General features: G+C 71.3%; 22 protein-coding genes. 13 read left to right on the top strand and 9 right to left on the bottom strand.

What is annotated here, in order from left to right; genetic code table 11:
* Window positions 1-23: 23 nt before the first annotated feature.
* A complete protein-coding gene (locus tag BJ965_RS22440; RefSeq protein WP_184910305.1) occupies window positions 24-2,837 on the bottom strand; it encodes a penicillin acylase family protein in 2,814 nt (937 codons plus the stop codon).
* Between the two features lie 240 nt (window positions 2,838-3,077).
* On the opposite strand from BJ965_RS22440, the gene BJ965_RS22435 reads away from it, so the two are divergent.
* From BJ965_RS22435 to mscL, 6 genes are all read left to right on the top strand, one after another.
* Window positions 3,078-4,607: a potassium/proton antiporter gene (locus tag BJ965_RS22435; protein ID WP_184910304.1), complete on the top strand. Its 1,530-nt coding sequence runs from the start codon at window positions 3,078-3,080 to the stop codon at window positions 4,605-4,607.
* A gap of 267 nt (window positions 4,608-4,874) precedes the next feature.
* The gene (locus BJ965_RS22430) at window positions 4,875-6,167 is read left to right on the top strand and encodes an MFS transporter (RefSeq protein WP_184910303.1); all 1,293 of its coding nucleotides are present in this window, start codon (window positions 4,875-4,877) and stop codon (window positions 6,165-6,167) included.
* A 67-nt stretch (window positions 6,168-6,234) separates the two neighbouring features.
* Entirely contained in the window at window positions 6,235-6,558 is a 324-nt protein-coding gene (locus BJ965_RS22425) for an FmdB family zinc ribbon protein (protein WP_184910302.1), read from the top strand.
* 77 nt (window positions 6,559-6,635) lie between these two features.
* Entirely contained in the window at window positions 6,636-7,496 is an 861-nt protein-coding gene (locus tag BJ965_RS22420) for an S-methyl-5'-thioadenosine phosphorylase (protein WP_184910301.1), read from the top strand.
* Between the two features lie 157 nt (window positions 7,497-7,653).
* Complete coding sequence (locus tag BJ965_RS22415) at window positions 7,654-8,244, top strand: hypothetical protein (RefSeq protein ID WP_313666981.1); 591 nt, start codon at window positions 7,654-7,656, stop codon at window positions 8,242-8,244.
* Window positions 8,245-8,367: 123 nt separating this feature from the next.
* On the top strand, window positions 8,368-8,826 hold the full coding sequence (mscL, locus tag BJ965_RS22410; RefSeq protein WP_184910300.1) for a large conductance mechanosensitive channel protein MscL: 459 nt from the start codon (window positions 8,368-8,370) through the stop codon (window positions 8,824-8,826).
* Between the two features lie 10 nt (window positions 8,827-8,836).
* On the opposite strand, the gene BJ965_RS22405 is transcribed toward mscL, so the two are convergent.
* Window positions 8,837-9,007 carry a hypothetical protein gene (locus BJ965_RS22405; RefSeq protein WP_184910299.1) on the bottom strand — a complete coding sequence of 57 codons (171 nt, stop codon included), beginning with the start codon at window positions 9,005-9,007 and terminating at the stop codon, window positions 8,837-8,839.
* Window positions 9,008-9,126: 119 nt separating this feature from the next.
* On the opposite strand from BJ965_RS22405, the gene BJ965_RS22400 reads away from it, so the two are divergent.
* From BJ965_RS22400 to BJ965_RS22385, 4 genes are all read left to right on the top strand, one after another.
* Window positions 9,127-10,374 (top strand): low temperature requirement protein A, encoded by a 1,248-nt coding sequence (locus tag BJ965_RS22400; RefSeq protein ID WP_184910298.1) that lies wholly within the window; start codon window positions 9,127-9,129, stop codon window positions 10,372-10,374.
* Window positions 10,375-10,488: 114 nt separating this feature from the next.
* Entirely contained in the window at window positions 10,489-11,520 is a 1,032-nt protein-coding gene (locus BJ965_RS22395; protein ID WP_184910297.1) for a P1 family peptidase, read from the top strand.
* 166 nt (window positions 11,521-11,686) lie between these two features.
* Window positions 11,687-12,904 carry a L,D-transpeptidase gene (locus BJ965_RS22390; protein ID WP_184910296.1) on the top strand — a complete coding sequence of 406 codons (1,218 nt, stop codon included), beginning with the start codon at window positions 11,687-11,689 and terminating at the stop codon, window positions 12,902-12,904.
* Between the two features lie 179 nt (window positions 12,905-13,083).
* Window positions 13,084-13,830, top strand: coding sequence for a DUF6227 family protein (locus tag BJ965_RS22385; RefSeq protein WP_184910295.1), 747 nt, complete (start codon window positions 13,084-13,086; stop codon window positions 13,828-13,830).
* A gap of 309 nt (window positions 13,831-14,139) precedes the next feature.
* Here BJ965_RS22385 and BJ965_RS22380 read toward each other — a convergent pair whose 3' ends face one another.
* The 4 genes from BJ965_RS22380 to BJ965_RS22365 form a co-directional block, all read right to left on the bottom strand.
* A complete protein-coding gene (locus BJ965_RS22380; RefSeq protein WP_184910294.1) occupies window positions 14,140-16,197 on the bottom strand; it encodes a PTS fructose transporter subunit IIABC in 2,058 nt (685 codons plus the stop codon).
* Between the two features lie 177 nt (window positions 16,198-16,374).
* Window positions 16,375-17,322 (bottom strand): 1-phosphofructokinase, encoded by a 948-nt coding sequence (gene pfkB, locus BJ965_RS22375; protein WP_184910293.1) that lies wholly within the window; start codon window positions 17,320-17,322, stop codon window positions 16,375-16,377.
* A complete protein-coding gene (locus tag BJ965_RS22370) occupies window positions 17,319-18,080 on the bottom strand; it encodes a DeoR/GlpR family DNA-binding transcription regulator (protein ID WP_184910292.1) in 762 nt (253 codons plus the stop codon). Before BJ965_RS22370 ends, pfkB begins: the two co-directional genes overlap by 4 nt.
* A gap of 172 nt (window positions 18,081-18,252) precedes the next feature.
* A complete protein-coding gene (locus tag BJ965_RS22365) occupies window positions 18,253-19,761 on the bottom strand; it encodes an MFS transporter (protein WP_184910291.1) in 1,509 nt (502 codons plus the stop codon).
* Window positions 19,762-19,823: 62 nt separating this feature from the next.
* Here BJ965_RS22365 and BJ965_RS22360 point away from each other — a divergent pair, with 62 nt between their 5' ends.
* Window positions 19,824-20,807: a helix-turn-helix transcriptional regulator gene (locus tag BJ965_RS22360; protein ID WP_184910290.1), complete on the top strand. Its 984-nt coding sequence runs from the start codon at window positions 19,824-19,826 to the stop codon at window positions 20,805-20,807.
* 65 nt (window positions 20,808-20,872) lie between these two features.
* On the opposite strand, the gene BJ965_RS22355 is transcribed toward BJ965_RS22360, so the two are convergent.
* On the bottom strand, window positions 20,873-21,637 hold the full coding sequence (locus BJ965_RS22355; RefSeq protein ID WP_313666980.1) for a TetR/AcrR family transcriptional regulator: 765 nt from the start codon (window positions 21,635-21,637) through the stop codon (window positions 20,873-20,875).
* Between the two features lie 430 nt (window positions 21,638-22,067).
* On the bottom strand, window positions 22,068-23,066 hold the full coding sequence (locus BJ965_RS22350; protein ID WP_142163091.1) for a sigma-70 family RNA polymerase sigma factor: 999 nt from the start codon (window positions 23,064-23,066) through the stop codon (window positions 22,068-22,070).
* 194 nt (window positions 23,067-23,260) lie between these two features.
* On the opposite strand from BJ965_RS22350, the gene BJ965_RS22345 reads away from it, so the two are divergent.
* Entirely contained in the window at window positions 23,261-23,779 is a 519-nt protein-coding gene (locus tag BJ965_RS22345; protein ID WP_184910289.1) for a GNAT family N-acetyltransferase, read from the top strand.
* Window positions 23,780-23,806: 27 nt separating this feature from the next.
* Here BJ965_RS22345 and BJ965_RS22340 read toward each other — a convergent pair whose 3' ends face one another.
* Window positions 23,807-24,592 carry a dioxygenase family protein gene (locus tag BJ965_RS22340; RefSeq protein ID WP_030849899.1) on the bottom strand — a complete coding sequence of 262 codons (786 nt, stop codon included), beginning with the start codon at window positions 24,590-24,592 and terminating at the stop codon, window positions 23,807-23,809.
* A gap of 89 nt (window positions 24,593-24,681) precedes the next feature.
* Here BJ965_RS22340 and BJ965_RS22335 point away from each other — a divergent pair, with 89 nt between their 5' ends.
* Window positions 24,682-25,227: a MarR family winged helix-turn-helix transcriptional regulator gene (locus BJ965_RS22335; protein ID WP_184910288.1), complete on the top strand. Its 546-nt coding sequence runs from the start codon at window positions 24,682-24,684 to the stop codon at window positions 25,225-25,227.
* The last annotated feature ends 9 nt before the right edge of the window (window positions 25,228-25,236 follow it).

Here is a 25,236-nt window from a genome sequence, read left to right as displayed (position 1 = left end):
CTCGTCCTACTGGCGTCAGTGGCTCACGGTTTGAGCACCAGCTTGTCGGCCGTGCTCTTCTCGACCGCCTGGTCCGAGAAGGACCAGGGCAGCAGTTCGCCGTCGGCCCACTTGTCGGTCTGGTCGACGTAGTGGGCGCTGTACGCGTGCCCGGAGGCGCCGGTGAGGTTGATCCACTTCGACTTGTCGAGGTCGCCGAGGTTCACCACCATCCGCATGGACGGCACCCACACCACCCCGTAGCCGCCGGCCGCGTTCCAGCCGGTCGCGTTGACCGTGGCCTCGCCGCCGCCGAGCTCCCAGGGGCCGCGGTTGAGGGCGTACTGGATGAATTCGGGGCCCGCGGTGCCGAGGGTCTGGTTCTTCAGGAACAGGCGGTGCAGTCGGCCCCAGCTCCAGGAATCGATGTCCTTGCCGAGCTTGGCGGTCAGCTCCCAGCGGGCGTCGATCATGGCCCGCTTGAACAGCTGGTCGCGGTCCTGGGCGGCGGGGCGGGTGCCCACCTTGGGGGTGCTCCACCAGTCGCTGTCCGGCTGGTCCATCAGCTTGCGGACCACCTCGAACCACCGGTCGCCGCCGTCCGGCTGCGCCCGGTCGGGGTCACGCTGGCCGCACTCGCGGACCTTCTCGGCCTCGTCGGCGGGGCCGGTGGTGTTGACCGGCTCGACCCACAGGCACTGGCCCTTGGGGCGCAGCTCCTTGGGCAGCTTGTTGCCGAAGGCGAGCTTGAGGACGTTGCGCCAGACCGCGTTGAAGTAGGCGGCTGCCGCGGAGTCGGCGTCCTGGGTGTAGTCCCAGCCCTCCAGGAGCTTCTGCGCCTCGCGGACGTCCTTGTTCTCGGGGTCGATCTTCAGCAGCGTGGGCACCAGTAGCCGGGCGATCTCGCTGCTGTTGTCCAGCTGCATCTGGCGCATGTCGTCCGTGGAGATCTTGCCGCCGTCCTTGATCTTCGACTGGATCAGGTCGGTGATCCGCTGGCTGCGCGCGCCGTAGCTCCAGTCCGCGGTGAGCGTGTACGGGTACGTGTCCGGGTCGATCACGGCCTGGTTGGCGGTGACGATGTAGCCGCGCTCCGGGTCGTACTCGTAGGGCAGCGCGTCCTGCGGGATGTAGCCGGTCCAGCGGTACTTCGGGTCCCAGCCGGGCGCCGGGATGGAGCCGTCGTCGCTCTTCTCGCGCGTGGGGATCTTCCCCGGCAGCGTGTAGCCGATGTGATTCTCGGTGTCGGCGTAGATCAGGTTCTGCGAGGGCACCTCGAACTGCGCGGCGGCCTTGCGGAAGTCGGTCCAGTTCTTCGCCTTGTCCATGGCGAAGACGGCGTCCATGGTGGTGCCGGGCTGCAGGGCGGTCCAGCGCAGCGCCACGCCGTAGCCGTCGCCTCTGTCGGGTGCGGCGGTGTCGACGGTTGCCTTCTTGCCGACCTTCACGAGCTCCTCGTCGCGGTCGGACAGCAGGGGACCGTTGTTGGTCTCACGGACGACGATCTTCTTCGGCTCGCCGCCGGCGACCTTGATGGTCTCCTCGCGCGTCTCGAAGGGCTTGACCTTGCCGTCGTACAGGTAGCCGTTGCCGGTGATCTTCTCCAGGTAGAGGTCCGTGACGTCTACGCCGGAGTTGGTCATGCCCCAGGAGATGTTCTGGTTGTGGCCGATTATCACGCCCGGCATGCCGGCGAAGGTGTAGCCGCTGACGTCGTACTGGCACGTGCTGGAGACGCTGCGGCAGTGCAGGCCCATCTGGTACCAGACGGACGGCAGGGACGGCGACAGGTGCGGGTCGTTGGCCAGCAGCGGCTTGCCGCTGATGGTGTGCGTCCCGCCGACGACCCAGGAGTTGGAGCCGATGCCGTCGCCGTTGACGCCGACGGCCGGCGGGAGGTCGTCCAGGACGTTCGTGAGGCCGCCGAGCTGGCTGTCCAGGCCCGCGGTGCCCGAGGCGCCGGAGGCGGTGCCGCTCGTGCCGGAGGCCGCGCCCTGGGTGCCTGCGGTTCCGGCGGAGGCTCCCGCGGTACCGCCGGTGCCGTTCGCGCCGGACGTGCCGTTCGCGCCGCCCTGCTGGAACGCTCCCGCCAGTTCGCTGTACTGGCCCTCCTGGACGATCGGCTTGTTCCGGCTGTACGGGTACTGCGGGTACAGGTCGGCGATCTGCTTCGGGCCGAGGCGGCTGGTCAGCAGGGCGCGGTCGATCTCGTCCTGCATGTTGCCGCGCAGGTCCCAGGCCATCGCCTTCAGCCAGGAGATCGAGTCGACCGGGGTCCACGCCTGCGGCTTGTAGTCGTTGGTGAAGCCCAGCGCCGCGTACTCCAGGGAGATGTCCTCGCCGTCCTTGCCCTGGAGGTAGGAGTTGACTCCCTCGGCGTAGGCCTGGAGGTACTTCTTCGTGGCGGCCGACAGCTTGGTGTCGTACTCCCGCTTGGCGACCCGGTCCCAGCCGAGGGTGCGCAGGAACTCGTCGTTGTCGACCTGGCTCTTGCCGAACATCTCCGACAGGCGCCCGGAGGCCATGTGGCGGCGGACGTCCATCTCGTAGAACCGGTCCTGCGCCTGGACGTAGCCCTGCGCCATGAACAGGTCCGCGTCGGAGGAGGCGTAGATCTGCGGGATGCCGTAGTTGTCGCGTTTGACCTCGACGGGACCCGACAGGCCCTTCAACGTGAGGGTGCCCTTGGTCTGCGGGAAGGAGGCCCGGACGGTACTGATGGACCAGTACGACCCGTAGGCCACTCCTCCGATGAGGGCCAGCACCAGGACGAGCACGAAAAGTCGGGCTTTGCGCCCCTTTCTCCTGCCGGACTTGCCGGGCTGCTGACCCGTGGAGGCGGTGGTGTTGGGGGGCATCGCTGTCCTTGCTGTCCTAACGCGAGCGGCAGGTTCGGCTGTGCTTTTAACTGAGCGCTGGAGCAACGATAGGCGCAGGGCCTTGCGCCCCTTGACGCGGAGTCGGGAACCGGCGCGGACGGACGTTCGATCTTGCCCCCGGAAGCGTCAAGAAATCGTCAAGAGTTAGGTAAGGTAACGAAGTAGTTGGCGCGGTGCGCCACAGCTTCATGTGCGATGTGTACGTGAGCCCACGCGCGGGTGCGTGCGGGCCAGGGAAGGATTCGGCCGCTGACTGTTCACCACCTCAACCAGCTCCTGCTCGTCTGCTCGCTCGTCCTGCTCGTCGCCGTCGCAGCGGTACGGATCTCCTCGCGCAGCGGGCTCCCCAGCCTGCTCGTGTACCTGGGGATAGGCGTCGCCATGGGCCAGGACGGCGTGGGCGACATCCACTTCGACAACGCCGAACTGACCCAGGTCATCGGATACGCGGCCCTGGTCGTGATCCTGGCCGAGGGCGGTCTGGGCACGAAGTGGAAGGAGATCAAGCCGGCCCTGCCGGCCGCCACGGCACTGGCGCTGGCCGGTGTCGCGGTGAGCGTCGGGGTCACGGCGTCGGCCGCGCACTATCTGATCGGGCTGGAGTGGCGGCAGGCGCTCATCATCGGGGCGGTCGTCTCCTCGACCGACGCGGCGGCCGTGTTCTCCGTGCTGCGCAAGATCCCCCTGCCCGCGCGCGTGACGGGCACGCTGGAGGCGGAGTCCGGCTTCAACGACGCCCCGGTGGTCATCCTCGTGGTGTCCCTGTCCACGGCAGGGCCGGTCGAGCACTGGTACTCGCTGCTGGGCGTGATCCTGCTGGAGCTGGCCATCGGCGCGGCCATCGGGCTCGCGGTGGGCTGGCTGGGCTCCTGGGGGCTGCGGCACGTGGCGCTGCCCGCGTCCGGCCTCTACCCGATCGCCGTCATGGCGATCGCCGTGGTGGCCTACGCGGCGGGCGCGCTGGCCCACGGCAGCGGCTTCCTCGCGGTGTATCTCGCCGCGATGGTGATGGGCAATGCGCGGCTGCCGCACTGGCCGGCCACGCGCGGGTTCGCCGACGGGCTCGGCTGGATGGCCCAGATCGGCATGTTCGTCCTGCTCGGCCTGCTGGTCACGCCGCACGAGCTGGGCGACGACATCGTGCCCGCGCTGGTCATCGGGCTGGTGCTGACCATGGTGGCGCGACCGCTGAGCGTGGTGCTCTGCCTGTCGCCGTTCCGGGTGCCCTGGCAGGAGCAGGCCCTGATGTCGTGGGCGGGACTGCGCGGGGCCGTGCCCATCATCCTGGCGACCATCCCCATGGTGCAGGGCGTCGACGCCAGCCGCCGGATCTTCAACATCGTCTTCGTCCTGGTGGTCGTCTACACCCTGGTCCAGGGCCCGACACTGCCCTGGCTCGGCCGCAAGCTGCGCCTCGGCGACGGTTCGGAGGCCGCCGATCTCGGCATCGAGTCGGCACCGCTGGAGCGGCTGCGCGGGCACCTGCTGTCCGTGGCGATCCCCGACGGATCCAAGATGCACGGCGTGGAGGTCGCCGAGTTGCGGCTGCCGCACGGCGCGGCCGTGACGCTCATCGTGCGCGGGGGCGAATCGTTCGTCCCGCTGCCGACGACGATCCTGCAACGAGGGGACGAGCTCCTGGTGATCGCCACGGACCCCGTCCGGGACGCGACCGAGAGCCGGCTGCGCGCCGTGGGACACGGCGGCAAACTGGCCGGCTGGCTGGGGACGGACGGGGCGGGGCACTGAAGGGGGTTTTGCACCTTTTGGGATTTACAGGGCGGAGCGGCCCGTGGTGCTCACTTTCACAGGCACGCACCCCTTGATCCCTGTACGATGAAGGCGTTACCCAGATCGAACCAACTCTGCCTGACGCAGAGCTGGCGCGACCGTATGGCGGTCGGGACACCCCTCCTCACCGGGCCCCGGCATCTACCGCAGTTCCGCGCAAGAGGACAGCTCTCGGCGCCGCCCGCTACGGGGGCCGCGCTACCAGGCGGCAGAAAGGCACGGGCCGTGGTGTCCACGGTCACCTCGAAGGCGCCGGAGAACCCGACGGCTTCCGCCCGCCCGGGATACGGCCGGCTGCTGCGCACCCGCGGCGCCTGGACGTTCCTGCTCCCCGGCTTCGCGGCACGCCAGCCGTTCGCGATGCTGACCATCTCCATCGTGCTGCTGGTGCAGCACACCACCGGCTCCTACGGTGCGGCGGGCGCCGCCGCGGCCGCCACCGGTGTCTCCATGGCCCTGTTCGCGCCCTACAGCGGCCGCCTCGCCGACCGCTACGGGCAGCGCGCCGTGCTGATCCCCGGAGTGCTGCTGCACGCGCTGTCCGGGCTGACGCTCACCGCGCTCGCGCTGCTGGACGCGCCCCTGTGGACGGTGTTCGCGGCGGCCGTCCCGACCGGCGCCTCGGTCCCTCAGGTCGGCCCGATGGTGCGGGCCCGCTGGGGCGTGAAGCTCAAGGACTCGCCGCTGATGACCACCGCGGCGGCCTTCGAGTCCGTCACGGACGAGCTGACCTTCGTGGTCGGACCGCTGCTGGCCACCGCCCTGTGCACGGCCGTCGACCCGGCCGCCGGACTCGTCACGGAAGCGTCGCTGACCCTGGTCGGCGGCCTGCTGTTCGCCGCGCAGAAGAGCACACAGCCCTCCGTCGCCGCCGACGGGCACGCGCGCGTGGAGCGCGCTTCGGCCCTTCGCGTCCCCGGGGTGCGCGTGCTGATCGTGACCTTCCTGGGCATCGGTACGGTCTTCGGCGGCATGCAGGTCTCGCTGGCCGCGTTCACCGAGTCGATCGGTGAACCGGGCATGAACGGCGTCCTCTACGGCGTCTTCGCCGCGGGCAACATGCTGTCCGGCGTGGTCTGCGGCGCGATCGCCTGGAAGGCGGCCCCGCAGCGGCGCCTGGTCGTCGGCTACACGGCGCTCGCCCTGACCGCGTCGGGCCTGTGGGCCGCCCACTCGGTGCCGGCCCTCGCCGGCCTCGGCCTGCTGGTCGGCATGTGCATCGCGCCTGCCCTGATCACCGGTTACACCCTGGTCGACAGCCTGGTCCCGGCCGGCGCCCGCACCGAGGCGTTCACCTGGCTGACCGGAGCGGTGGCGCTCGGCCAGGCCGCGGCCGTCACGGCCGCCGGACAGCTGGAGGACCGTTTCTGGTCGGGCGCCGGTTTCCTGGTGCCGATGGGCGGCACGATCCTGGCCCTGGCGACCCTCCTGGTCCTGCGTTCCCGGCTTGCGGCGCGGGGCAACGGCCGGACGGTCGCACGTGGCGTGGGTCACCGCGTGCCGGTGGCAGTGGACTGAGCGGCCGGAATACGTCACTATGGATCGTCGTTAGCACTCATCGAGTGAGAGTGCCAGGAGGAAGACAGTGCCGACCTACCAGTACCAGTGCACCGAGTGCGGCGAAGGCCTCGAGGCGGTGCAGAAGTTCACCGACGACGCTCTCACCGAGTGCCCCAACTGCAACGGCCGCCTGAAGAAGGTGTTCTCGGCGGTCGGCATCGTCTTCAAGGGCTCCGGCTTCTACCGGAACGACAGCCGCGGCTCCTCGTCGAGCAGCTCCCCGGCCGCGAAGTCGTCGAGCACCTCGTCCTCGGGCTCGTCGTCCTCCGACTCCGGCTCGTCGAGCTCCGGCTCGAGCTCGTCGTCGAGCACCAGCAGCTCCTCCAGCAGCAGCACCACTGCCGCGTAAGGCCTGATTCTTACGGGACCCTGTCACCTTCGGGCGACGGGGTCCTCGGCGTTTCCGCGTGCGGTTAGGGTGCGGGCATGGCGAACAAGGCGAACGCGACGGACCAGGCAGGCGCCGGGATCGGCGTCATCGGCGGCTCGGGGTTCTACTCCTTCCTCGACGACGTGACCGAGATCCAGGTCGACACCCCGTACGGGCCGCCGAGCGACTCCCTCTTCCTCGGTGAGGTCGCCGGCCGGCGGGTCGCCTTCCTGCCGCGGCACGGACGGGGCCATCACCTGCCGCCGCACCGGATCAACTACCGGGCCAACCTATGGGCGCTGCGCTCGGTCGGCGTACGCCAGGTCCTCGCCCCCTGCGCCGTGGGCGGTCTGCGCCCCGAGTACGGCCCGGGCACGCTGCTCGTGCCGGACCAACTGGTCGACCGCACGAAGTCCCGCGCGGGCAGCTACTTCGACGGGCTGCCGCTGCCCGACGGCTCCGTGCCGAACGTGGTGCACGTGTCGCTGGCCGACCCCTACTGCCCGTCCGGGCGGGCGGTCGCCCTGAAGGCGGCGCGGGGCCGGGACTGGGAGCCGGTGGACGGCGGCACCCTGGTCGTCGTCGAGGGGCCGCGCTTCTCGACCCGTGCGGAATCGTTGTGGCACCAGGCGCAGGGCTGGTCGGTGGTGGGCATGACCGGCCACCCCGAGGCGGCGCTCGCCCGTGAGCTGGAGCTCTGCTACACGTCCCTGACGCTGGTCACCGACCTCGACGCGGGTGCCGAGACGGGCGAGGGGGTCTCGCACGACGAGGTGCTGCGGGTCTTCGCCGCGAACGTGGACCGGCTGCGGGGGGTGCTGTTCGACGCGGTGGCCGGGCTGCCCGGGGAGGGCGAGCGGGACTGTCTGTGTGTGAACGCGCTGGGTGGGATGGATCCGGGGTTCGTGCTGCCGTAGCGTGCAGGCCCCGGTATCCGGGGGAGGGCGGAACGTGCCGTTCGGGTAAGGGAGTTGTCCACAGGCGGGCGGCGGGTCCACAGGCCTGAGCGGGCGGCGCCGGGAAGCCTCATCGTGGGGAGCGCAAGCCGGTCCCTCGTCGCAGGTGGTGGTCTCCGTGTCCCTCGCTCGTTCCTCGGTCGTGCCTTCGTCGCCCTCCTGGTCGCTCGCCTCGTGCCCGCCCGGGGCCGAGGTGCCCGCGACCCGTGAGGTGCCGCGGTTCGATCCGGTCCGGGTTCGCGGCGGTCACCGGTCCGGCCGGCTCGTGCGGCACCGGCGACGGGCCGTGGCCGTCGGGCTCGCCGTCACCGCGACGGCACTCGTGGCGGCGGGCCCGCGCGATACCGACGGGGCCCGCGGTCATCCCCGGGCCCGGCCTCCCGCGCCCACGGCTTCGATGTCCGGCGGGCAGTCCGCGTCCCCGCGCCGTGCCGCCGGGTCGGTGACGGCCCCGGTCCGGATCTCCGACGCGGCCACGGTGCGTCTGCTGCGGCCCGGGGACCGGGTCGACGTCATCGCAGCGGAGGCGGCGGTGCCGGGCGGCGACGCCCGGGTGGTCGCGCGCGGGGCGAGGGTGACGAAGGTGCCCGAGCCGGTGGCGGGCGCGGGCGACAGCGGGGCGCTGGTCGTGCTGTCGGTGCCGCGGGCCACCGCCGCGCGGCTGGCCGGCGCGAGTGCCACGGGGCGGCTGGCGGTGACGCTGTGGTGATGCTGTGCGTGATCCGGTCAAGGCCCTCGTTCGAGGGACCCGAGTACTCGGTCCGGCCCAGGCGTGACGTAGGTTGCGGAGCGTTTTGTTCCACAAGCTGCTTGTGCGAGGAGAGGCCCCGAGGTGAGCGAGAAGAAGGAACCGAGCGTCTGGCAGGGCTTCAAGACCTTCCTGATGCGCGGCAACGTCGTCGACCTGGCGGTGGCGGTGGTGATCGGTGCCGCCTTCACCAACATCGTCAACGCCGTGGTGAAGGGGATCATCAACCCGGTCGTCGGAGCGATCGGGACCAAGAACCTCGACCACTACAGCTCGTGCCTGAGCTCGACCTGCCAGGGCGAGGAGGGCATCCAGATCCTGTGGGGTTCGGTTCTCGGCGCCGCCCTGAGCTTCGTGATCACCGCGGCGGTCGTCTACTTCCTGATGGTCCTGCCCATGGCGAAGTACCTGGCCCGGCAGGAAGCGCGCCGGAAGGCGAAGGAGAACACCCAGGAGGTCCTCGAGGTCACGGAGCTGGAGGTGCTGAAGGAGATCCGGGACGCCCTGGTCGCCCAGCGCGGCTCCGGGCACGACCGGGAGTAGCGCGACGGCCTCAGAGGTGGTGGGGCGGCTTCTCGTCCAGGAAGCGCTTGAGGTCCGCCGCACTGCCGCCGGAGTCGGTGCGCTCGCCCCAGCCGCGGTCGGTGTCGTCGGAGGACTGCTGGTCGAGCGGGTCGTCGAAGACCAGCGCGGGCTTCGGCTCGCGCGGCTCGGGGCCGGGCACGGTACACGCAGGCGGGCGATCTCGTTCTTGATCTGGCGCAGGTGACGGACGGCCTCGACTCATGCAACCAGGGTACGGTCGCGGAGAAATTCCCCGCGCCTTCTGCTGTGCTGGGACGCATGACGTCCAGCACCACTCCCCCGCCCGTCCCCTCCGACGCGCCCGGCGGCCGGGGACCGCTGCGCAGGCTCCGGGCCCGTGGCCGCGACGAGGCGCACCGGACGGCCTCGCCGCTGGAGCTCTTCTTCGACCTGTGCTTCGTCGTGGCCGTCGCCCAGGCGGGCATCGAGCTGGTGCACTCCGTCGCCGAGGGGCACGCGGGCCAGGGGATCCTCGACTACGCGATGGTGTTCTTCGCCCTGTGGTGGGCGTGGATGAACTTCACCTGGTTCGCCTCGGCGTACGACAACGACGACGTGCTCTACCGGGTCGTCACGCTGGTGCAGATCGCCGGTGTGCTGGTCCTCGCGGCGGGGGTCTCGCGGGCGTTCGAGGAGCACGACTACCTCGTGGTCTGGCTGGGCTACGCGATCATGCGGGTGGCCATGGCGGCGCAGTGGCTGCGGGCCGCCCGCGCCGCCGGGGGCCCGGAGCGGACGACGGCCCTGCGCTACGCGGGCGGCGTGCTGACGTGCCAGGTCGGCTGGCTGGGGCTGCTGTTCCTGCCCGAGGGGGCCAGGCCCTGGTGGTTCCTGGTGATGGCGCTGCTGGAGATGTGCGTGCCGCCCTTCGCGGAGAGGGGGCACACCACGTCCTGGCATCCCCGCCACATCGCGGAGCGGTACGGGCTGTTCACCATCATCGTGCTCGGCGAGACGATCGCGGCGGCCACGGTCGCGGTGAAGTCCGGCATCGACGAGAACGACGCGCTGGGCGAGCTCCTCCCCCTCGCGGCGGGCGGGCTGCTGATCATCTTCGCCGCGTGGTGGATCTACTTCGCGGTGCCCGTCCATGGCCATCTGCGGTCCAACCGGCAGGCGTTCCTCTGGGGCTACGGCCACTACCTGGTGTTCGCGTCGGCGGCGGCGATCGGGGCCGGGCTGGAGGTGGCGGTGGAGGAGACGGTCGGCAAGGCGCACATCTCCACGCTGGCGGCGTCGGCTGCCGTGACCCTGCCGACGGCGCTGTATCTGCTCACGGTGTGGGCCCTGCACTCGCGCCACTTCAAGCGGGGCATCACCCAGCAGCTGGTGCTGCCGACGACGGCCCTGCTGGTGATCTGCTGCACGTTCCTGGGGCACTGGGCGTTGCTCGCGGCGGGTGTGGTCTGTGCGCTGTCGGTGGCGGCCGCAGAGACACTGGCGGCCACGCGCCCGGTCGTGGCGGCTGATCCCCCCGGCACATCGAATGGCGCATCGACGGGCTGACGCGGCACTCACCGGCCCGGCACGCCCGCCGGGGTCGGCACGCCCGTCCGGGTCGGCACGCCCGTCCGGGTCGGCACGCCCGTCCGGGTCGGCGGCTGGACGAGACTGTGTGTCATGACAGTTGACGCACTGACGGATGTCTCCGGCCTGCGGGTGGGGCACGCGACGCGCACCGGCGACGGTTGGCTCACCGGCACCACGGTCGTACTCGCTCCGGAGGGCGGGGCCGTGGCCGCCGTGGACGTGCGGGGCGGCGGGCCCGGCACCAAGGAGACGGACGCGCTGGATCCGCGCAACGTGGTGCGGACGGTGGAGGCGGTCGTGCTGACCGGGGGCAGCGCGTACGGGCTCGACGCGGCGTCGGGGGTGATGGCCTGGCTGGAGGAACGGGGGCGCGGTATCCGGGTCGGGGCGGATCCGGCGCATGTCGTGCCGGTGGTGCCCGCGGCCTGCGTCTTCGACCTGGGGCGGGGCGGCGACTTCCGGGCCCGGCCGGACGCGGCGACCGGCCGGGCCGCGGTCGAGGCGGCCGCGGCGAGCGAGCCCGGCGCGCCGGTGCCCCAGGGGTGCGTGGGCGCGGGCACCGGAGCGGTGACCGGGGTGGTGAAAGGCGGTGTCGGCAGCGCGAGCACCGTGCTCGGCTCGGGGATCACGGTGGCCGCCCTGGTGGTGGCCAACGCGGCGGGGTCGACGGTGGATCCGGAAACGGGGGTGCTGTACGGGGAGTTGTTCGAGGGGCGACGGGTGGAGTACCCGGGGGCGGAGGTCCACGCGGCCGCGCGGCGGCGTCTGGCGGAGACGGCCGCGCGGAGCACCCCGCCCCCGCTCAACACCACACTCGCGGTGGTCGCCACGGACGCGGATCTGTCGAAGGCACAGGCGCAGAAGCTGGCCGGCACGGCGCACGACGGCATCGCCCGGGCGGTGCGTCCGGTGCATCTCCTCAACGACGGGGACACGGTGTTCGCGCTGGCGACGGGTGACCGCGCGCTGGACGCCGCGGACCCGCTCGCCCTGAACGAGATCCTGGCGGCGGGCGCGGACATGGTGACGCGGGCGATCGTCCGCGCCGTACGGGCGGCGGAGCCGGTGGACGGTCCGGGCGGGGCGTGGCCGTCGTACGGGGAGTTGTACGTGGGCCGCTGAACAGGTCTGCGGCGCACAGCGGATCCACAGCCGGGCCGGAATTTGTCGCGGTTCTGTCACGTGACGGCCCTCATGGGAAACGGACGGAACCCGACCGGCTCCCCTGCCCCTCTTCTCCCACGTACTGGAGCGGATCACGCAACATCACACGAACTGGGAGCAGCCCGTGACAACGCCGAACATTTCAGCGCGGCGCACTCTGGGGGCCTGTGCCGCCCTGATGGTCGGCGCCCTGACGCTCACCGCCTGCGGTGGCAGCGCCAACGCCGAGGACGACGAGAAGGGCGGCAAGGGCGGCACCAAGACGTCCGTCGCGAAGATCGCCATCTCGGCCAAGGACGGTTCGACCGGCGCGTCCATCAACTCGACCGGCGTGAAGGTCAGCGACGGGAAGCTGACCGACGTGAAGATGACGGTGGCGGGCAGCGGGCAGACCGTGGCCGGCTCGGTCTCCGGCGACGGCAAGGTGTGGAAGCCGAAGGAGCAGCTGGAGCGCGGCACCAAGTACCAGATATCGGCGACCGCCAAGGACGCGGACGGCCGGACGGCCGCGGCCAACTCGATCTTCACGACGGTGACGACGTCGAACAGCTTCATCGGGACGTACACGCCGGACAACGGCACGACGGTCGGTGTGGGCATGCCGGTGTCGTTCACCTTCGACAAGGCCATCACCGCCCGCAAGGACGTGCAGTCGCACATCACGGTGACCTCCAGCAGCGGGCAGAAGGTCGTCGGGCACTGGTTCAACGGGCAGCGGCTCGACTTCCGGCCGGAGGAGTACTGGAAGGCCGGCTCCAAGGTCACGATGAACATCGACCTGGACGGGGTCGAGGGCGCGAACGGCGTCTTCGGGGTGCAGAAGAAGACGGTCACCTTCACGGTGGGCCGTTCGCAGGTCTCCACGGTCGACGTCAACACCCAGACCATGACGGTCGTGCGGGACGGCAAGACCGTCAAGTCGGTCCCGATCTCGGCGGGCAGCCCTGAGCACACCACGTACAACGGGCAGATGGTGATCTCCGAGAAGTTCGTGCAGACCCGGATGAACAGCCGGACGGTCGGGCTGGGCGGGGAGTACGACATCCCGGACGTGCCGCACGCGATGCGTCTGACGACGTCGGGCACCTTCATCCACGGCAACTACTGGTACAACAAGGGCAACCCGCCCTTCGGGCGCCAGGGCACCAGCCACGGCTGCGTGGGTCTCGCCGACGTCCAGGGCGCCGGGGGCAGCACGTCCGCGAAGTGGTTCTACGACAACTCCCTCATCGGGGACGTGGTGATCGTGAAGAACTCCCCCGACAAGACGGTGGCGCCGGACAACGGGCTCAACGGCTGGAACATGCCGTGGAGCCAGTGGGTCGCGGGCGGCACGTCCTGACCTGCTGAAAGTCCGCCCCTCCTGGGGTTTTTGACGGACCGACCGGGCCGCGCGGGAACTTTTCGCGCGGCCCGCGCGTTTTCCCGGACGTACGTTTTCTCGGTTCCCGGACATGATGTCCGACCGAGGGGCTACGGTATGCACCCACAAGGTGACATGCAGCAACGCCGGGAGAAACCTTGAGCGTTCCGTACGAGACGGCAGCGTACGAACCCCACGACTCGCCCGAGTCTCCGGAGGAGCACCTCGCGCGACTCCTCGGCCGTGCGCTGAACTCCTTCGAGCTGCCGGACGAGGCGATAAGGCGCCTGGACTGCGCGCTGGCGCACGACGGTTCGCTGCACTCGGCGCACCACAGCGCGGGCCTGCACCGGGAGACGTACCGGCACACGTGGCTGCTCGCCGACGGTTCGGCGCTCACGCTCTGGGAGCTCGTCCACAACACCGCGCCGGGCAGCGAGCCGCAGCACGAGGTGTATGTCGACGAGGAGGAGCTGCGCGCCGCCACCGCGCGGCTGCCGCTGCCGCCGGACACCCCGGACTTCGAGCTGCCGGTGACGGTGCAGCTGTCTCCGGTCCCCGCGCCCCGGCACGCGTACGCCGCGGAGGACTCGGCGGACCACGCGCGCAGGTTACTGCGCCGGGCGGAGAACTCGGACCGGCCGGGCGCGGACACGGCGGCCCTGCTGGCCACGGCGTCCGGGCACCAGATCACCCAGGCCTTCGGCCGGCCGTGCCGCGCCGGCCGGGCGGGGCTGGGCTTCTCGCTCTACGAGCACGCGTTCCTGCTGCGCGACGGCGCGGAGGTCTCCCTCTGGGAGGTCGAGCACACGGCGACGCCGGACGGGCGGCACATGTGCGAGGTGTACGTCAGCGAGGACGCGGCGCGCGAGGCGATGGAGCGGCGGGCGGCGCAGCTCTCCTGAGGCGGGCCCCGGACCTGCCGGGTGGAGCGGGTCCTAGATACCTCGGTCGCCGAGTTGGCGCACCAGGACGGCGAAGGCGTTTCTCTCCTCGGGGGTCAGCTCCACGGACTCCGACCGGGGGCCCGTCTGCCGCTGTTGCGGGAGGGCGGGGAGAGGGTGATCTTCGGGCCATCGGGAGATGTGCTCGGGCATGCGCCCCAGTAGACACCACGGCCCGGGACTACGGTCCCGGGCCGTGATTTTCGTGATCTATCTCGCAGGTGGCATGAACGGCTCACACGCCTCGAAAGGGGCGAACCTCCAGCCGCTTCAGGCCGCGACGGGCTGCTTCGTCTCCGCCGCCTGGACCGCGCCGCCCTCGCCGGAGGCCGGTGCGGCGCCCGGGGCCGGCTTGCGCATGCCCTTGAGGACGACGACCAGGGCCGTCGTGACGCAGACGCCCGCGGCGATGGCGACCAGGTAGAGGAACGGGTTGCCGATCAGCGGGACCACGAAGATGCCGCCGTGCGGGGCGCGCAGCGTGGCGCCGAAGGCCATCGACAGGGCGCCGGTGACCGCGCCGCCCGCCATCGAGGCCGGGATGACGCGCAGCGGGTCGGCCGCGGCGAACGGGATGGCGCCCTCGGAGATGAAGGAGGCGCCGAGCACCCAGGCGGCCTTGCCGTTCTCGCGCTCGGTCTGGGTGAAGAGCTTGCCGCGCACGGTCGTGGCCAGCGCCATCGCCAGCGGCGGGACCATGCCGGCCGCCATCACCGCGGCCATGATCTTCATGGCCGAGTCGCTGGGGCTGGCGACCGCGATGCCGGCCGTGGCGAAGGTGTAGGCGACCTTGTTGACGGGGCCGCCCAGGTCGAAGCACATCATCAGGCCGAGCAGGGTGCCGAGCAGGATCGCGTTGCTGCCGGACAGGCCGTTCAGCCAGTCGGTCATGCCCTTCTGGGCCTCCGCGATGGGCTTGCCGATGACGACGAACATCAGGAACCCGACGATCGCCGAGGAGATCAGCGGGATCACCACCACGGGCATGATGCCGCGCAGCGCCGCCGGGACGTTCACCTTCTGGATCGCCATCACCACGCCACCGGCGATCAGACCGGCCGCCAGGCCGCCGAGGAAGCCGGCGTTGATGTTGAACGCGATCATGCCGCCGACGAAGCCGGGCACGATGCCGGGCCGGTCGGCCATGCCGTAGGCGATGTAGCCGGCCAGGACCGGGACGAGGAAGCCGAAGGCGACGCCGCCGATCTGGAAGAGCAGGGCCGCCCAGCTGTCGGCCTGGGTCCACAGGAAGTGGTCCATCACCGAGGGGGCCTTGTTGATCTTGTAGCCGCCGATCGCGAACCCGAGGGCGATGAGCAGACCACCCGCGGCGACGAACGGCACCATGTAACTGACGCCGGACATCAGCCACTTGCGCAGCTTGGTGCCGTAGCCCTCGCCGGATTCGCCCGCGCGCTCCACCGGAGTGGCCGGGGCGGATCCGGAGGTGACCTCGCCGCGCGCGGCCTTCTCACGGACCTCGGCGATGAGTTCGGCGGGGCGGTTGATGCCCGCCTTCACGCCGACGTCGACGGTCGGCTTGCCCGCGAAGCGCTCCTTCTCCCGGACGGGGACGTCGTGGGCGAAGATCACGGCATCCGCCGCCGCGATGACCTCCGGGGCGACCCGGGTGAAACCGGCCGATCCCTGGGGCTCGACGGTGAGTTCGACGCCCGCCTCGCGGCCGGCGTTCTCCAGCGACTCGGCCGCCATGTAGGTGTGGGCGATGCCCGTGGGGCAGGAGGTGACGGCGACGATGCGGAACGGGCGCTCCGGGGAGGGCTCTTCGGCGGCGGTGTCGTCGTCGGTGACCGTGGCGGCGGCGGGAGAGGCCGCTCCCGCCGACGCCACGGTGTTCTCGGAACCCGCCGGGGCGGGTGCGTCCGGCTCGTCGCCGCGGATCAGGGCCGCGGCGGCGGAGGCGTCGCCCACCGCGCGCAGGGCGTCGGTGAACTCGCTGTTCATCAGCTGCCGGGCCAGCGACGACAGGATCGTCAGATGGGCGTCGTCCGCGCCGGCCGGCGCGGCGATCAGGAAGATCAGGTCGGCGGGGCCGTCCGGGGCACCGAAGTCGATGCCCGCCGCGCTGCGCCCGAAGGCGAGCGTCGGCTCGGTGACGTGCTCGCTGCGGCAGTGCGGGATGCCGATGCCGCCGTCGAGGCCGGTCGGCATCTGGGCCTCGCGGGCGGCCACGTCGGCGAGGAAGCCGTCCAGGTCGGTCACCCGGCCCAGGGCCACCATGCGCTCCGCGAGGGCACGCGCCGCCGCTTCCTTGGTGTCGGCGGACAGGCCGAGGTCGACCAGGTCCGCCGTGATCATGTCGCTCATCGCGGGCTCCTTAGCACGCGTATCGCCCGGTGGGAGGGGTGGGCGGGGAGGGGTACGGGGGTGCGGTGGGGGGTGACGGGGAGGGAGGCGGGGCCGGTGGGTAACGGGGAGGGGGCTCGCTGTTCGCGCGTCGGTCCGCACTGCTCGTCGTGGATCATGAGGCCGGCTCCTTGCAGGTCATGAGGCCGGCTCCGTCAGCACACGGTCCGCCGGGACCTCGGCCGTGACCGTCACCGCCGCCGGGTCCAGGTCGCCCGGCGTCGGCATCACGCTGCCGGGCAGCTGGACGGCCGCGGCGCCGTGCGCGACGGCGGACGCCAGGGCGTCGGGGCCGTTGCCGCCTGCGATCAGGAAGCCGGCGAGGGAGGAGTCGCCGGCGCCCACGTTGCTGCGGACGGCGGCCACCCGGGCGCTGCCGAACCAGGAACCCTCGTCGGAGACGAGCAGCTGACCGTCGGCGCCGAGGCTCGCGAGGACGGCCCGGGCGCCCATCTCGCGCAGTTCCTCGGCTGCCTTGACCGCGTCACCGACTGTGGCGAGGGGGCGGCCCACGGCTCCGGCGAGCTCCTCGGCGTTCGGCTTGACCACGTCGGGCCGCTCGCGCAGGGCCGCGAGCAGCGCGGGCCCTGAGGTGTCCAGGGCGATCCGGACCCCGGCGGCGTGCGCGCGGGCGACCAGGTCGGCGTACCAGGAGGGGGCGAGTCCGCGGGGGAGGCTGCCGCAGCAGGCGATCCAGGAGGCGTCGCGGGACTGCTGCCGCACGGTCTCCAGGAGCAGTTCCCGTTCGGCGCCGGAGAGTTCGGGTCCGGGGGCGTTGATCTTCGTCAGGACGCCGTCGGACTCGGCGAGGGCGATGTTGGAGCGGGTGGCCCCGGTGACCGGGACGGGCGCGACCTCGATGCCCTGCTGGTGGAGCAGGTCGGCGACGAGTGCGCCCGGGGCGCCGCCCAGGGGCAGGACCGCCACGGTGCGCTGTCCGGCCGCGGCGACGGCGCGCGAGACGTTCACGCCTTTGCCGCCCGGGTCCATCCGCTCGCCGGTGGCGCGGATGACCTCGCCGCGGTCGAGGGACGGCACCTCGTAGGTGCGGTCCAGGGACGGGTTCGGGGTGACGGTGAGGATCATGCGCGCACTACTTCCGTGCCGCCGCGCTCGATCGCGACGGCGTCTTCGGGGCTCAGCCCGCTGTCGGTGATCAGCAGGTCCACATCGCTCAGGTCGCCGAAGCGGGCGAAGTGCTCCTGGCCGTGCTTGGAGGAGTCGGCGAGCAGCACCACGCGACGGGCGGCGGCCACGGCCGCGCGCTTCACGGCGGCCTCGGCGAGGTCGGGGGTGGTCAGGCCGTGTTCGGCGGAGAAGCCGTTGGCCGCCACGAACAGCACGTCGGCGCGGATCTCGCCGTACGCCCGCAACGCCCAGGCGTCCACGGCGGCGCGCGTGCGGTGCCGCACGCGCCCCCCGATGAGGTGGAGCTGGATGCCGGGGTGGTCGGCGAGGCGGGCCGCGATGGGGAGGCTGTGCGTGACGACGGTGAGGGAGGACTCCAGCGGGAGGGCGGCGGCCATCTTGGCCACCGTCGTCCCAGCGTCGAGGATCACCGTGCCCTCGCCGGGCAGTTCGGCGAGGGCCGCCTTGGCGATGCTGTCCTTCTCGTCGGCGGCGGTCGTCTCGCGCTCGGCGAGGTCCGGCTCGAAGTCGAGGCGTCCGGCCGGGATGGCCCCGCCGTGCACCCGGCGGACGAGTCCGGCGCGGTCGAGGGCCTTGAGGTCCCGGCGGATCGTCTCGGCCGTGACCTGGAACTGCTCGGCCAGCGACACGACATCCACTCGGCCGCCGTCACGGGCGAGCCGGAGGATCTCCTGCTGCCGCTCCGGTGCGTACATGTCCGTTCGCCTCCGCCTCGTGCCCGAACGTGTGGTTTCAGCGGGAGGCTACGCCGAGATTTCCGCAAAGTAAACAGGTTCGGACCCAATCGGGCACAGGCAGAGATGCGGGCGGGCCCGGCACCCGAGGTGCCGAGCCCGTTGTGTCCCCGCCCCCGAGGGCACCGGTTTCCTAGGAGACAAGCGCCGGTTCCTTCCCCTCCACCGGCGCCTGCTCCCCCTCCACGTGCTGTGCGGGCCGCTTCGGCAGCGCGAACATCAGCAGGAAGATGGCGCCCATCACCACGACGACCCAGCCGAGCGCGTTCTGGAAGGCGTCCACGAAGGCCGGTCCGATCTGCTCCGGCCGCAGGTGGTCGGAGATCGTGCCGAAGAACACCACCGACACCAGAGCGAGCCCCAGCGCGTTGCCCATCTGCTGCACGGTGTTGATCAGCCCCGACGCCGAACCGGCGTGCTCGCGCGGCACCTCCGAGAGGATCGCGTCGGTCAGCGGCGCGACGATCAGACCCATGCCGACGCCCATCACGACGAGCGGCAGCGCCATCTGCCAGGGGGCGATGGCGAGGCCGTAGTGCCCGGACTCCCAGATGTAGAGGAGCACCCCGGCGCCCATCACCAGCGCGCCCGCCTGGAGCACCTTGCGGCCGAAACGCGGTACCAGCATCTGCACGGACATCCCGGCGGCCGCCGACACGGCGATCGAGAACGGCACCCCCGTCAGGCCCGCCTTCAGCGGCCTCCAGCCCAGCCCGACCTGCATGTACAGCGTCCACACGAGGAAGAACACGCCCAGCGCGATCCCGAAGACGGTCTGCACGGCGATACCGGCCGCGAAGCTCTTGACCTTGAACAGCGACAGCTCGACCAGCGGCGAACCGTCCCGCGCGCCCTTGCGCCTCTCGTACGCCACCAGCACCGCGAGGACGACGAGCGAGCCGGCCATCGAGACGTACCCCCACACGGGCCAGTCCAGCTCGCGGCCGCGGATGAGCGGGTAGAGCAGCATCAGCAGACCCAGCGTCACGAGCGCGACGCCCACCAGGTCCAGCTTCAGGGCGCGCGGCGCCTTGGACTCGGTGATGAAGCGGCTGCCCAGGACCAGTCCGGCGACACCGACGGGCAGGTTGATCAGGAAGATCGACCGCCACTCCCAGCCGAACAGGTTCCACTCGGTCAGCAGCGCGCCCAGCAGCGGACCGGACACGGCCCCGAGACCGACGACCGCGCCGAACAGCCCGAACACCTTGCCGCGCTCATGGGCCGGGAAGGTGGCGTGCACGATCGACAGCACCTGCGGCACCATCAGCGCCGCCATCGCGCCCTGGAGGAATCGCGAGGCGACCAGCATCTCCGGGTTCACCGCGAGGCCGCACAGCGCCGAGGCGACCGTGAACCCGCCGATGCCGACGAGGAAGATCCGCTTGCGCCCGTGGATGTCGCCGAGCCGTCCGCCGGTGATCAGGCCCGCGGCGAAGGCGAGGGCGTAACCGGCGGTGATCCACTGGATCTGGCTGAAGGAGGCGCCGGACTCCTGCCGGATCGACGGTATGGCGATGTTGACGATGGTCACGTCGACGAGGTCCATGAAGGCCGCGGTCATCACGATCGCGAGGGCGAACCAGCGTCGGCGGTCGGTCCCGCCGCCCGCCGTGCCGAGAGTGGTGTCGGTGGAGTTCATGCCTCGAAGGTAGACCCCCATTAGGTCAGGTCGTGTCCTAGTGGTGCGCCATCCTCATCGTCATGACGACGGACACTCCGGCTCGGCTGCTGACCCTCCTCTCCCTCCTCCAGACGCCCCGCGAATGGCCCGGCGGTGAGCTCTCCGAGCGGCTCGGGGTGTCCCGCCGCACGGTGCGGCGGGACATCGACCGGCTGCGGGAGATCGGCTATCCCGTGCAGGCGACCAAGGGCGCCGACGGCGGCTACCGGCTGGTCGCCGGCAAGGCCATGCCGCCGCTGGTGCTCGACGACGAGGAGGCCGTGGCCATCGCGGTCGGGCTACGCGCCGGGGCGGGGCACGCGGTGGAAGGCCTGGACGAGGCGTCGGTACGGGCGCTGGCCAAGCTGGAACAGGTCCTGCCGGGCCGGCTGCGCCACCGCGTGACCACCCTCCAGGCCGCGACCACACCATGGACCAGCGGGGACGGGCCGAGCATCGCACCCGAGACCCTGACCGTCATGGCCTCGACGGTGGCCGGGCACGAGCGGCTGCGGTTCGCCTACCGCGCGGCGGACGGCACGGAGACCCGGCGCCTGACGGAGCCGTACCGGCTGGTGTCGACGGGCCGCCGCTGGTACCTCGTGGCATACGACATCGACCGGGACGACTGGCGCACCTTCCGCGTCGACCGGGTCAGCGAGCCGTTCGCCACCGGGGCACGCTTCGTGCCGCGCGAGCTGCCGACGGGGGACGCGGCGGAGTACCTGCGGCGCTCGATGCAACGGCAGCAGCAGTCCTACGACTTCGAGGTCACGTTCGCCGCCCCGGCCGACTTCGTCGCGGCCCGAGTGCCCCACTGGCTGGGCACGCCCGAGCCGTTGGACGAGGGCAGCTGCCGACTGCGGGGGTCCGTAGGGGACGCGGTGCAGTGGGTGGCGTTCCGGCTGGCGATGCTGGAGTGCGACTTCGTGGTGCACGAGCCGGAGCAACTCGTGACGGCGGTGAGGGAGTTGGGGGCGCGGTTGAGCAGGGCGGCGGCGGGAGGGGACGCGGGCGGGGCGTGAGCCACGGGGCTGAGCCCTCGCCCGGCATCCCCGCGGCAATCCTCACGGCCTCACGCGCTCACGCCTCACCGCCCCCACGGGAAGTCCCGCAGCGCCGTGAGATTGCGCAGGGCGAGTTCCGCCGGTCCGTCCGGCCCCTCCGCGGGGCCGTCCCCCGCGGCCCAGGCCTCCAGGGCGGCACGTACGGCGGCGCTGGCCACGGCGGCGGCGAAGCGCAGCTCGGGGGTGGCGACGAAGGCCGGGGAAGGGGGCGCGGCGGAGGCCGGGGAAGGAGGCGCGGCGGAGGCCGGGACAGGACTTGCGCCAACGTTGTCGTCACTGTCAGCCACCGCGGACATCCCGAGATCCTCAGCCGCCCCGGCACGTGTCACCCGTTGCGCCAGCACCTCCCCCAGCAGCCGCTCGGACGTCTGGCAGACCTCCGCCCACACCCTGCGCAGGGACGGGGTCGACTCGGCCAGACACAGCAGTGCGCGGACCCATTCCCAGGAGGACGCCGAGACGCCGACGTCCGGGGTGAGGGTGTGGCGGACCCCCTGCTCCAAGGCGTGGAGCACGCCCGCTTCGGCGGGAGCGGCGCGCACCGCCTCCACCCAGCGCTGGGCGCCGGCCGCGTAGAGCGGGGCGACGGCTTCCTCCTTGGTGGCGAAGTACCGGTAGAAGGTGCGCGGGGCGATACCGGCGGCCTGGGCGATGTCCTCCGCGCGAGTGGCGCGCAGGCCGTGCCGTACGAAGAGGCCGGCCGCGGCCCGGGCGATCTCCATACGCGTTTCGGTCTTCCGCCGCTCGGTCAGCGAGGACGGAGGCGGGGTCGGGGTGGTGCTGCTCACGCCCGGCAGGCTATGCCCATGTGGCACAATCTGCCATCTGGCGGGCCACCCCGTGGTTCAGGTACGGGGTGGCCCGCCCTCCATTCCGCACGAAGAGAGCCGGGCCCCGGCGTCCGGGGGGAAGGACGCCGAAGCCCGGCTTCGGGGAAAGTCCCGGCGCCGGGGGGAGTGCGACGGGACTTGGCTGTCGGGGGGCGAGGGGCGTGGCCCCGGGCCCGAACTGGTGGACCCAGAAGTCTTGTTCCCTGAGTCCGCGAATTGAAGCGGCGTTACATCGCCATGTTTGCGCGGTCTTTCGCCACCCGGCGTACGCGGTGCCCTCCGGGCGTACACGCTGCGTCACCCACTGGCCGTGGGAGCGAGTCGTACGCCCGGACGTTCACCGTCTCACCGGTGCCGGCCGCCGCGCACCGGGCCGCCGCGGACGGTGTCACGCCGCCGCGTCGAACCCCGTGCTGCGGGCGAGCTTCTTCAGCTCCAGCAGCGCGTGCTTCTCGATCTGCCGGATGCGCTCGCGGGTCAGGCCGTGCTCCTTGCCGACCTCGGTCAGCGTGCGCTCCCGGCCGTCCTCGATGCCGTAGCGCATCTTGATGATCGACGCCGTGCGCTGGTCGAGCCGGCCGATCAGGTCGTCGAGCTCCTCGCTGCGCAGCAGGGTGAGCACCGACTGCTCGGGCGACACCGCCGAGGTGTCCTCCAGGAGGTCGCCGAACTGGGTCTCGCCCTCGTCGTCCACCGACATGTTCAGCGAGACCGGGTCGCGGGCCCAGTCCAGGACGTCGGTGACGCGCTCCGGCGTCGAGCCGAGCTCGGTCGCGATCTCCGCGGGCTCCGGGTCCCGGCCGTGCTCGCGGTTGAACTCGCGCTGCACACGGCGGATCCGGCCGAGCTCCTCCACGAGGTGGACGGGCAGACGGATCGTACGGGACTGGTCCGCTATCGAGCGGGTGATGGCCTGGCGGATCCACCACGTGGCGTACGTGGAGAACTTGAAGCCCTTGCGGTAGTCGAACTTCTCGACCGCGCGCACCAGGCCGGCGTTGCCCTCCTGGATCAGGTCCAGCAGCGGCAGACCGCTGCGGGGGTAGCGGCGGGCGACCGCGACGACCAGGCGCAGGTTGGAGCGGATGAAGACGTCCTTGGCCCGCTCGCTTGCGTCGACCAGGGCCTGCAGCTCCTCGGGCGAGGCCCCGGCCTTGTTCTCCTCGAGGCCGTCGAGGATCTGCTGTGCGAACACACCCGCTTCGATGATCTGGGACAGCTCGACCTCCTTGGCGGCGTCGAGCAGTGGTGTGCGCGCGATCTCGTCGAGGTACATGCCGACCAGGTCGCGGTCGGCGATCTCGCCGCCATGGGCGCGAACACTGCTTGCCGCGTCGGCCGTCTCGCCGGTGGCGGACTGACGACGGGCGACGGCACGGGTTGCCATGCGAGCTCCCTTGCGATGGTGAGGTCAGCGGGTGGTCCTTCGGACGCTGGACTCCGTCTTCCGGGACTCTCCGGACTCTCCTCGGGTGCCCTGCATCCGATGGAAACAACGACTGGAATCAGGACAGAATTCCCAACCCGGCCTCCAATTTTTCTGATCATGCAGTACCCTGTCCGGCCACACAGGGAGGCACGATGCCGTCGCAACGCACAGAGGTGCAGGTCAGGCCGGGAGTCGAGGGTGACCTCGAGGCCCTCACGGCCCTCTACAACCACTATGTACGTGAGACGGCGATCACATTCGATACCGCGATCTTCACTCCGGAGGAGCGCCGCCCTTGGCTGCTCTCCCACCCTGAAGACGGACCGCACCGCCTGATGGTTGCCACGACGGCGGACCCACGGGAGATTCTGGGCTACTCCACATCAAGCCCTTTCCGAACGAAGCCCGCCTATGCCACCTCCGTGGAGACGACCGTGTACGTCGCCCCGGAGGCCGGCCGGCGCGGCGTCGGCACGCTCCTCTACACGGCCCTCTTCGAGGCCCTGTCCGGCGAGGACCTGCACCGCGCCTACGCCGGCGTCGCGCTGCCGAACGAGGCGTCGGCCCGGCTGCACGAGCGCTTCGGTTTCCGTCATGTCGGCACCTACCGGGAGGTCGGCCGCAAGTTCGGCCGCTACTGGGACGTGGCCTGGTACGAGAAGCCGCTGTAAACGGCCGGCCTGACGCGCAGCCCCTTTTCAGCCGAACTGCACCGACCGCTTCGCCAGCCCCATCCAGAACCCGTCGATCACGGACTTCTGCGCGTCCAGCTCCCCGGCCGCGTCGGCCGCGCCCATGGTCACGAACAGCGGGGCGAAGTGCTCGGTGCGCGGATGGGCGAGCTGCCCCGCGGGCGACTTGCGGGTGAAGTCGAGCAGCGCGTCCACGTCACGCGCCTCCAGCGCCCGCCGGCCCCAGTCGTCGAACTCGGCCGACCAGGCGGGGATGCCGCCCTGCCGCAGCGCGGCCAGGTTGTGGGTGAAGAAGCCGGAGCCGACGATCAGCACGCCCTCGTCCCGCAGAGGGGCGAGCTTGCGGCCGATCTCCAGGAGCCGGACCGGGTCCAGCGTCGGCATGGACACCTGGAGGACCGGGATGTCGGCCTCCGGGTACATCTCGACCAGCGGCACGTACGCACCATGGTCGAGGCCGCGGTCGGGGACGTCCTGGACGGGCATGCCGGGGGCGCGCAGCAGCTTACGTACGGACTCGGCGAGCTCCGGTGCGCCGGGGGCGTCGTACGTCACCCGGTAGTAGTGCTCCGGAAAGCCCCAGAAGTCGTAGACGAGCGGGACGGTCTCGGTGGCGCCGAGGGCGAGCGGGGCCTCCTCCCAGTGGGCGGAGACGATCAGCACCGACTTGGGTCGCGGCAGTCCGGCGGACCAGGCGGCCAGCTCACCGGGCCAGACCGGGTCGTCCGCCAGGGGCGGTGCGCCGTGACTGAGGTACAGAGCGGGCATGCGCTCCTGAGTGGCGGCGGACATGCTGCGGCTCCTTCCAAAACATGGTTCCCTACAAAACTGTACGGGCCATTTGTTTAAAGTTCAAGGAGGGTCCACGTAGAGTGGAACGCATGAAGGCACCCGCACCCGCACCGGCATCCGCACCGGCAAACGGCTCCGCCGCGGAGCCCAAGGAACCCCGCTGGCTCACCGACGAGGAGCAGCGCGTCTGGCGCTCGTTCATGGAGGGCGTCACCCTCCTGGACGACCATCTCGACCGGCAGCTGCAGCGCGACGCCGGCATGCCGCACGTCTACTACGGCCTGCTGGTCAAGCTCGCCGAGGCGCCGCGGCGGCGGTTGCGGATGACGGAGCTCGCGATGCTGGCGAAGATCACCCGGTCCCGCCTCTCGCACGCCATCGCGCGGCTGGAGAAGAACGGCTGGGTGCACCGCGAGGACTGCCCCGACGACAAGCGGGGCCAGTTCGCCGTCCTCACGGACGAGGGCCTGGAGGTGCTGCGGCAAACCGCGCCGGGCCATGTGGAGGCCGTACGGCAGGCGGTCTTCGACCGGCTCTCCCCGGAACAGCAGAAGTCCCTCGGCGAGATCATGCGGATCGTCGCCGAGGGACTTCAGCCGGCCGAAGCGGGTGCGGACCTGCCCTGGCTCCGCTGAGGCGGGGGC

This window comes from Streptomyces luteogriseus, from assembly GCF_014205055.1.
In the GTDB taxonomy this organism is placed as follows: domain Bacteria; phylum Actinomycetota; class Actinomycetes; order Streptomycetales; family Streptomycetaceae; genus Streptomyces; species Streptomyces luteogriseus.
This window is presented reverse-complemented; position numbering and strand designations above follow the sequence as displayed.

What these genes read in the sequence shown, in the direction of transcription:
- BJ965_RS22360 (WP_184910290.1), top strand. Translation starts at nt 19,824, where the DNA reads ATGACGACGGACACTCCGGCTCGGCTGCTGACCCTCCTCTCCCTCCTC.
- BJ965_RS22440 (WP_184910305.1), bottom strand. Translation starts at nt 2,837, where the DNA reads ATGCCCCCCAACACCACCGCCTCCACGGGTCAGCAGCCCGGCAAGTCC.
- BJ965_RS22370 (WP_184910292.1), bottom strand. Translation starts at nt 18,080, where the DNA reads ATGTACGCACCGGAGCGGCAGCAGGAGATCCTCCGGCTCGCCCGTGAC.
- BJ965_RS22345 (WP_184910289.1), top strand. Translation starts at nt 23,261, where the DNA reads ATGCCGTCGCAACGCACAGAGGTGCAGGTCAGGCCGGGAGTCGAGGGT.
- BJ965_RS22340 (WP_030849899.1), bottom strand. Translation starts at nt 24,592, where the DNA reads ATGTCCGCCGCCACTCAGGAGCGCATGCCCGCTCTGTACCTCAGTCAC.
- BJ965_RS22350 (WP_142163091.1), bottom strand. Translation starts at nt 23,066, where the DNA reads ATGGCAACCCGTGCCGTCGCCCGTCGTCAGTCCGCCACCGGCGAGACG.
- BJ965_RS22420 (WP_184910301.1), top strand. Translation starts at nt 6,636, where the DNA reads ATGGCGAACAAGGCGAACGCGACGGACCAGGCAGGCGCCGGGATCGGC.
- pfkB (WP_184910293.1), bottom strand. Translation starts at nt 17,322, where the DNA reads ATGATCCTCACCGTCACCCCGAACCCGTCCCTGGACCGCACCTACGAG.
- BJ965_RS22335 (WP_184910288.1), top strand. Translation starts at nt 24,682, where the DNA reads ATGAAGGCACCCGCACCCGCACCGGCATCCGCACCGGCAAACGGCTCC.
- BJ965_RS22400 (WP_184910298.1), top strand. Translation starts at nt 9,127, where the DNA reads ATGACGTCCAGCACCACTCCCCCGCCCGTCCCCTCCGACGCGCCCGGC.
- BJ965_RS22395 (WP_184910297.1), top strand. Translation starts at nt 10,489, where the DNA reads ATGACAGTTGACGCACTGACGGATGTCTCCGGCCTGCGGGTGGGGCAC.
- BJ965_RS22380 (WP_184910294.1), bottom strand. Translation starts at nt 16,197, where the DNA reads ATGAGCGACATGATCACGGCGGACCTGGTCGACCTCGGCCTGTCCGCC.
- BJ965_RS22365 (WP_184910291.1), bottom strand. Translation starts at nt 19,761, where the DNA reads ATGAACTCCACCGACACCACTCTCGGCACGGCGGGCGGCGGGACCGAC.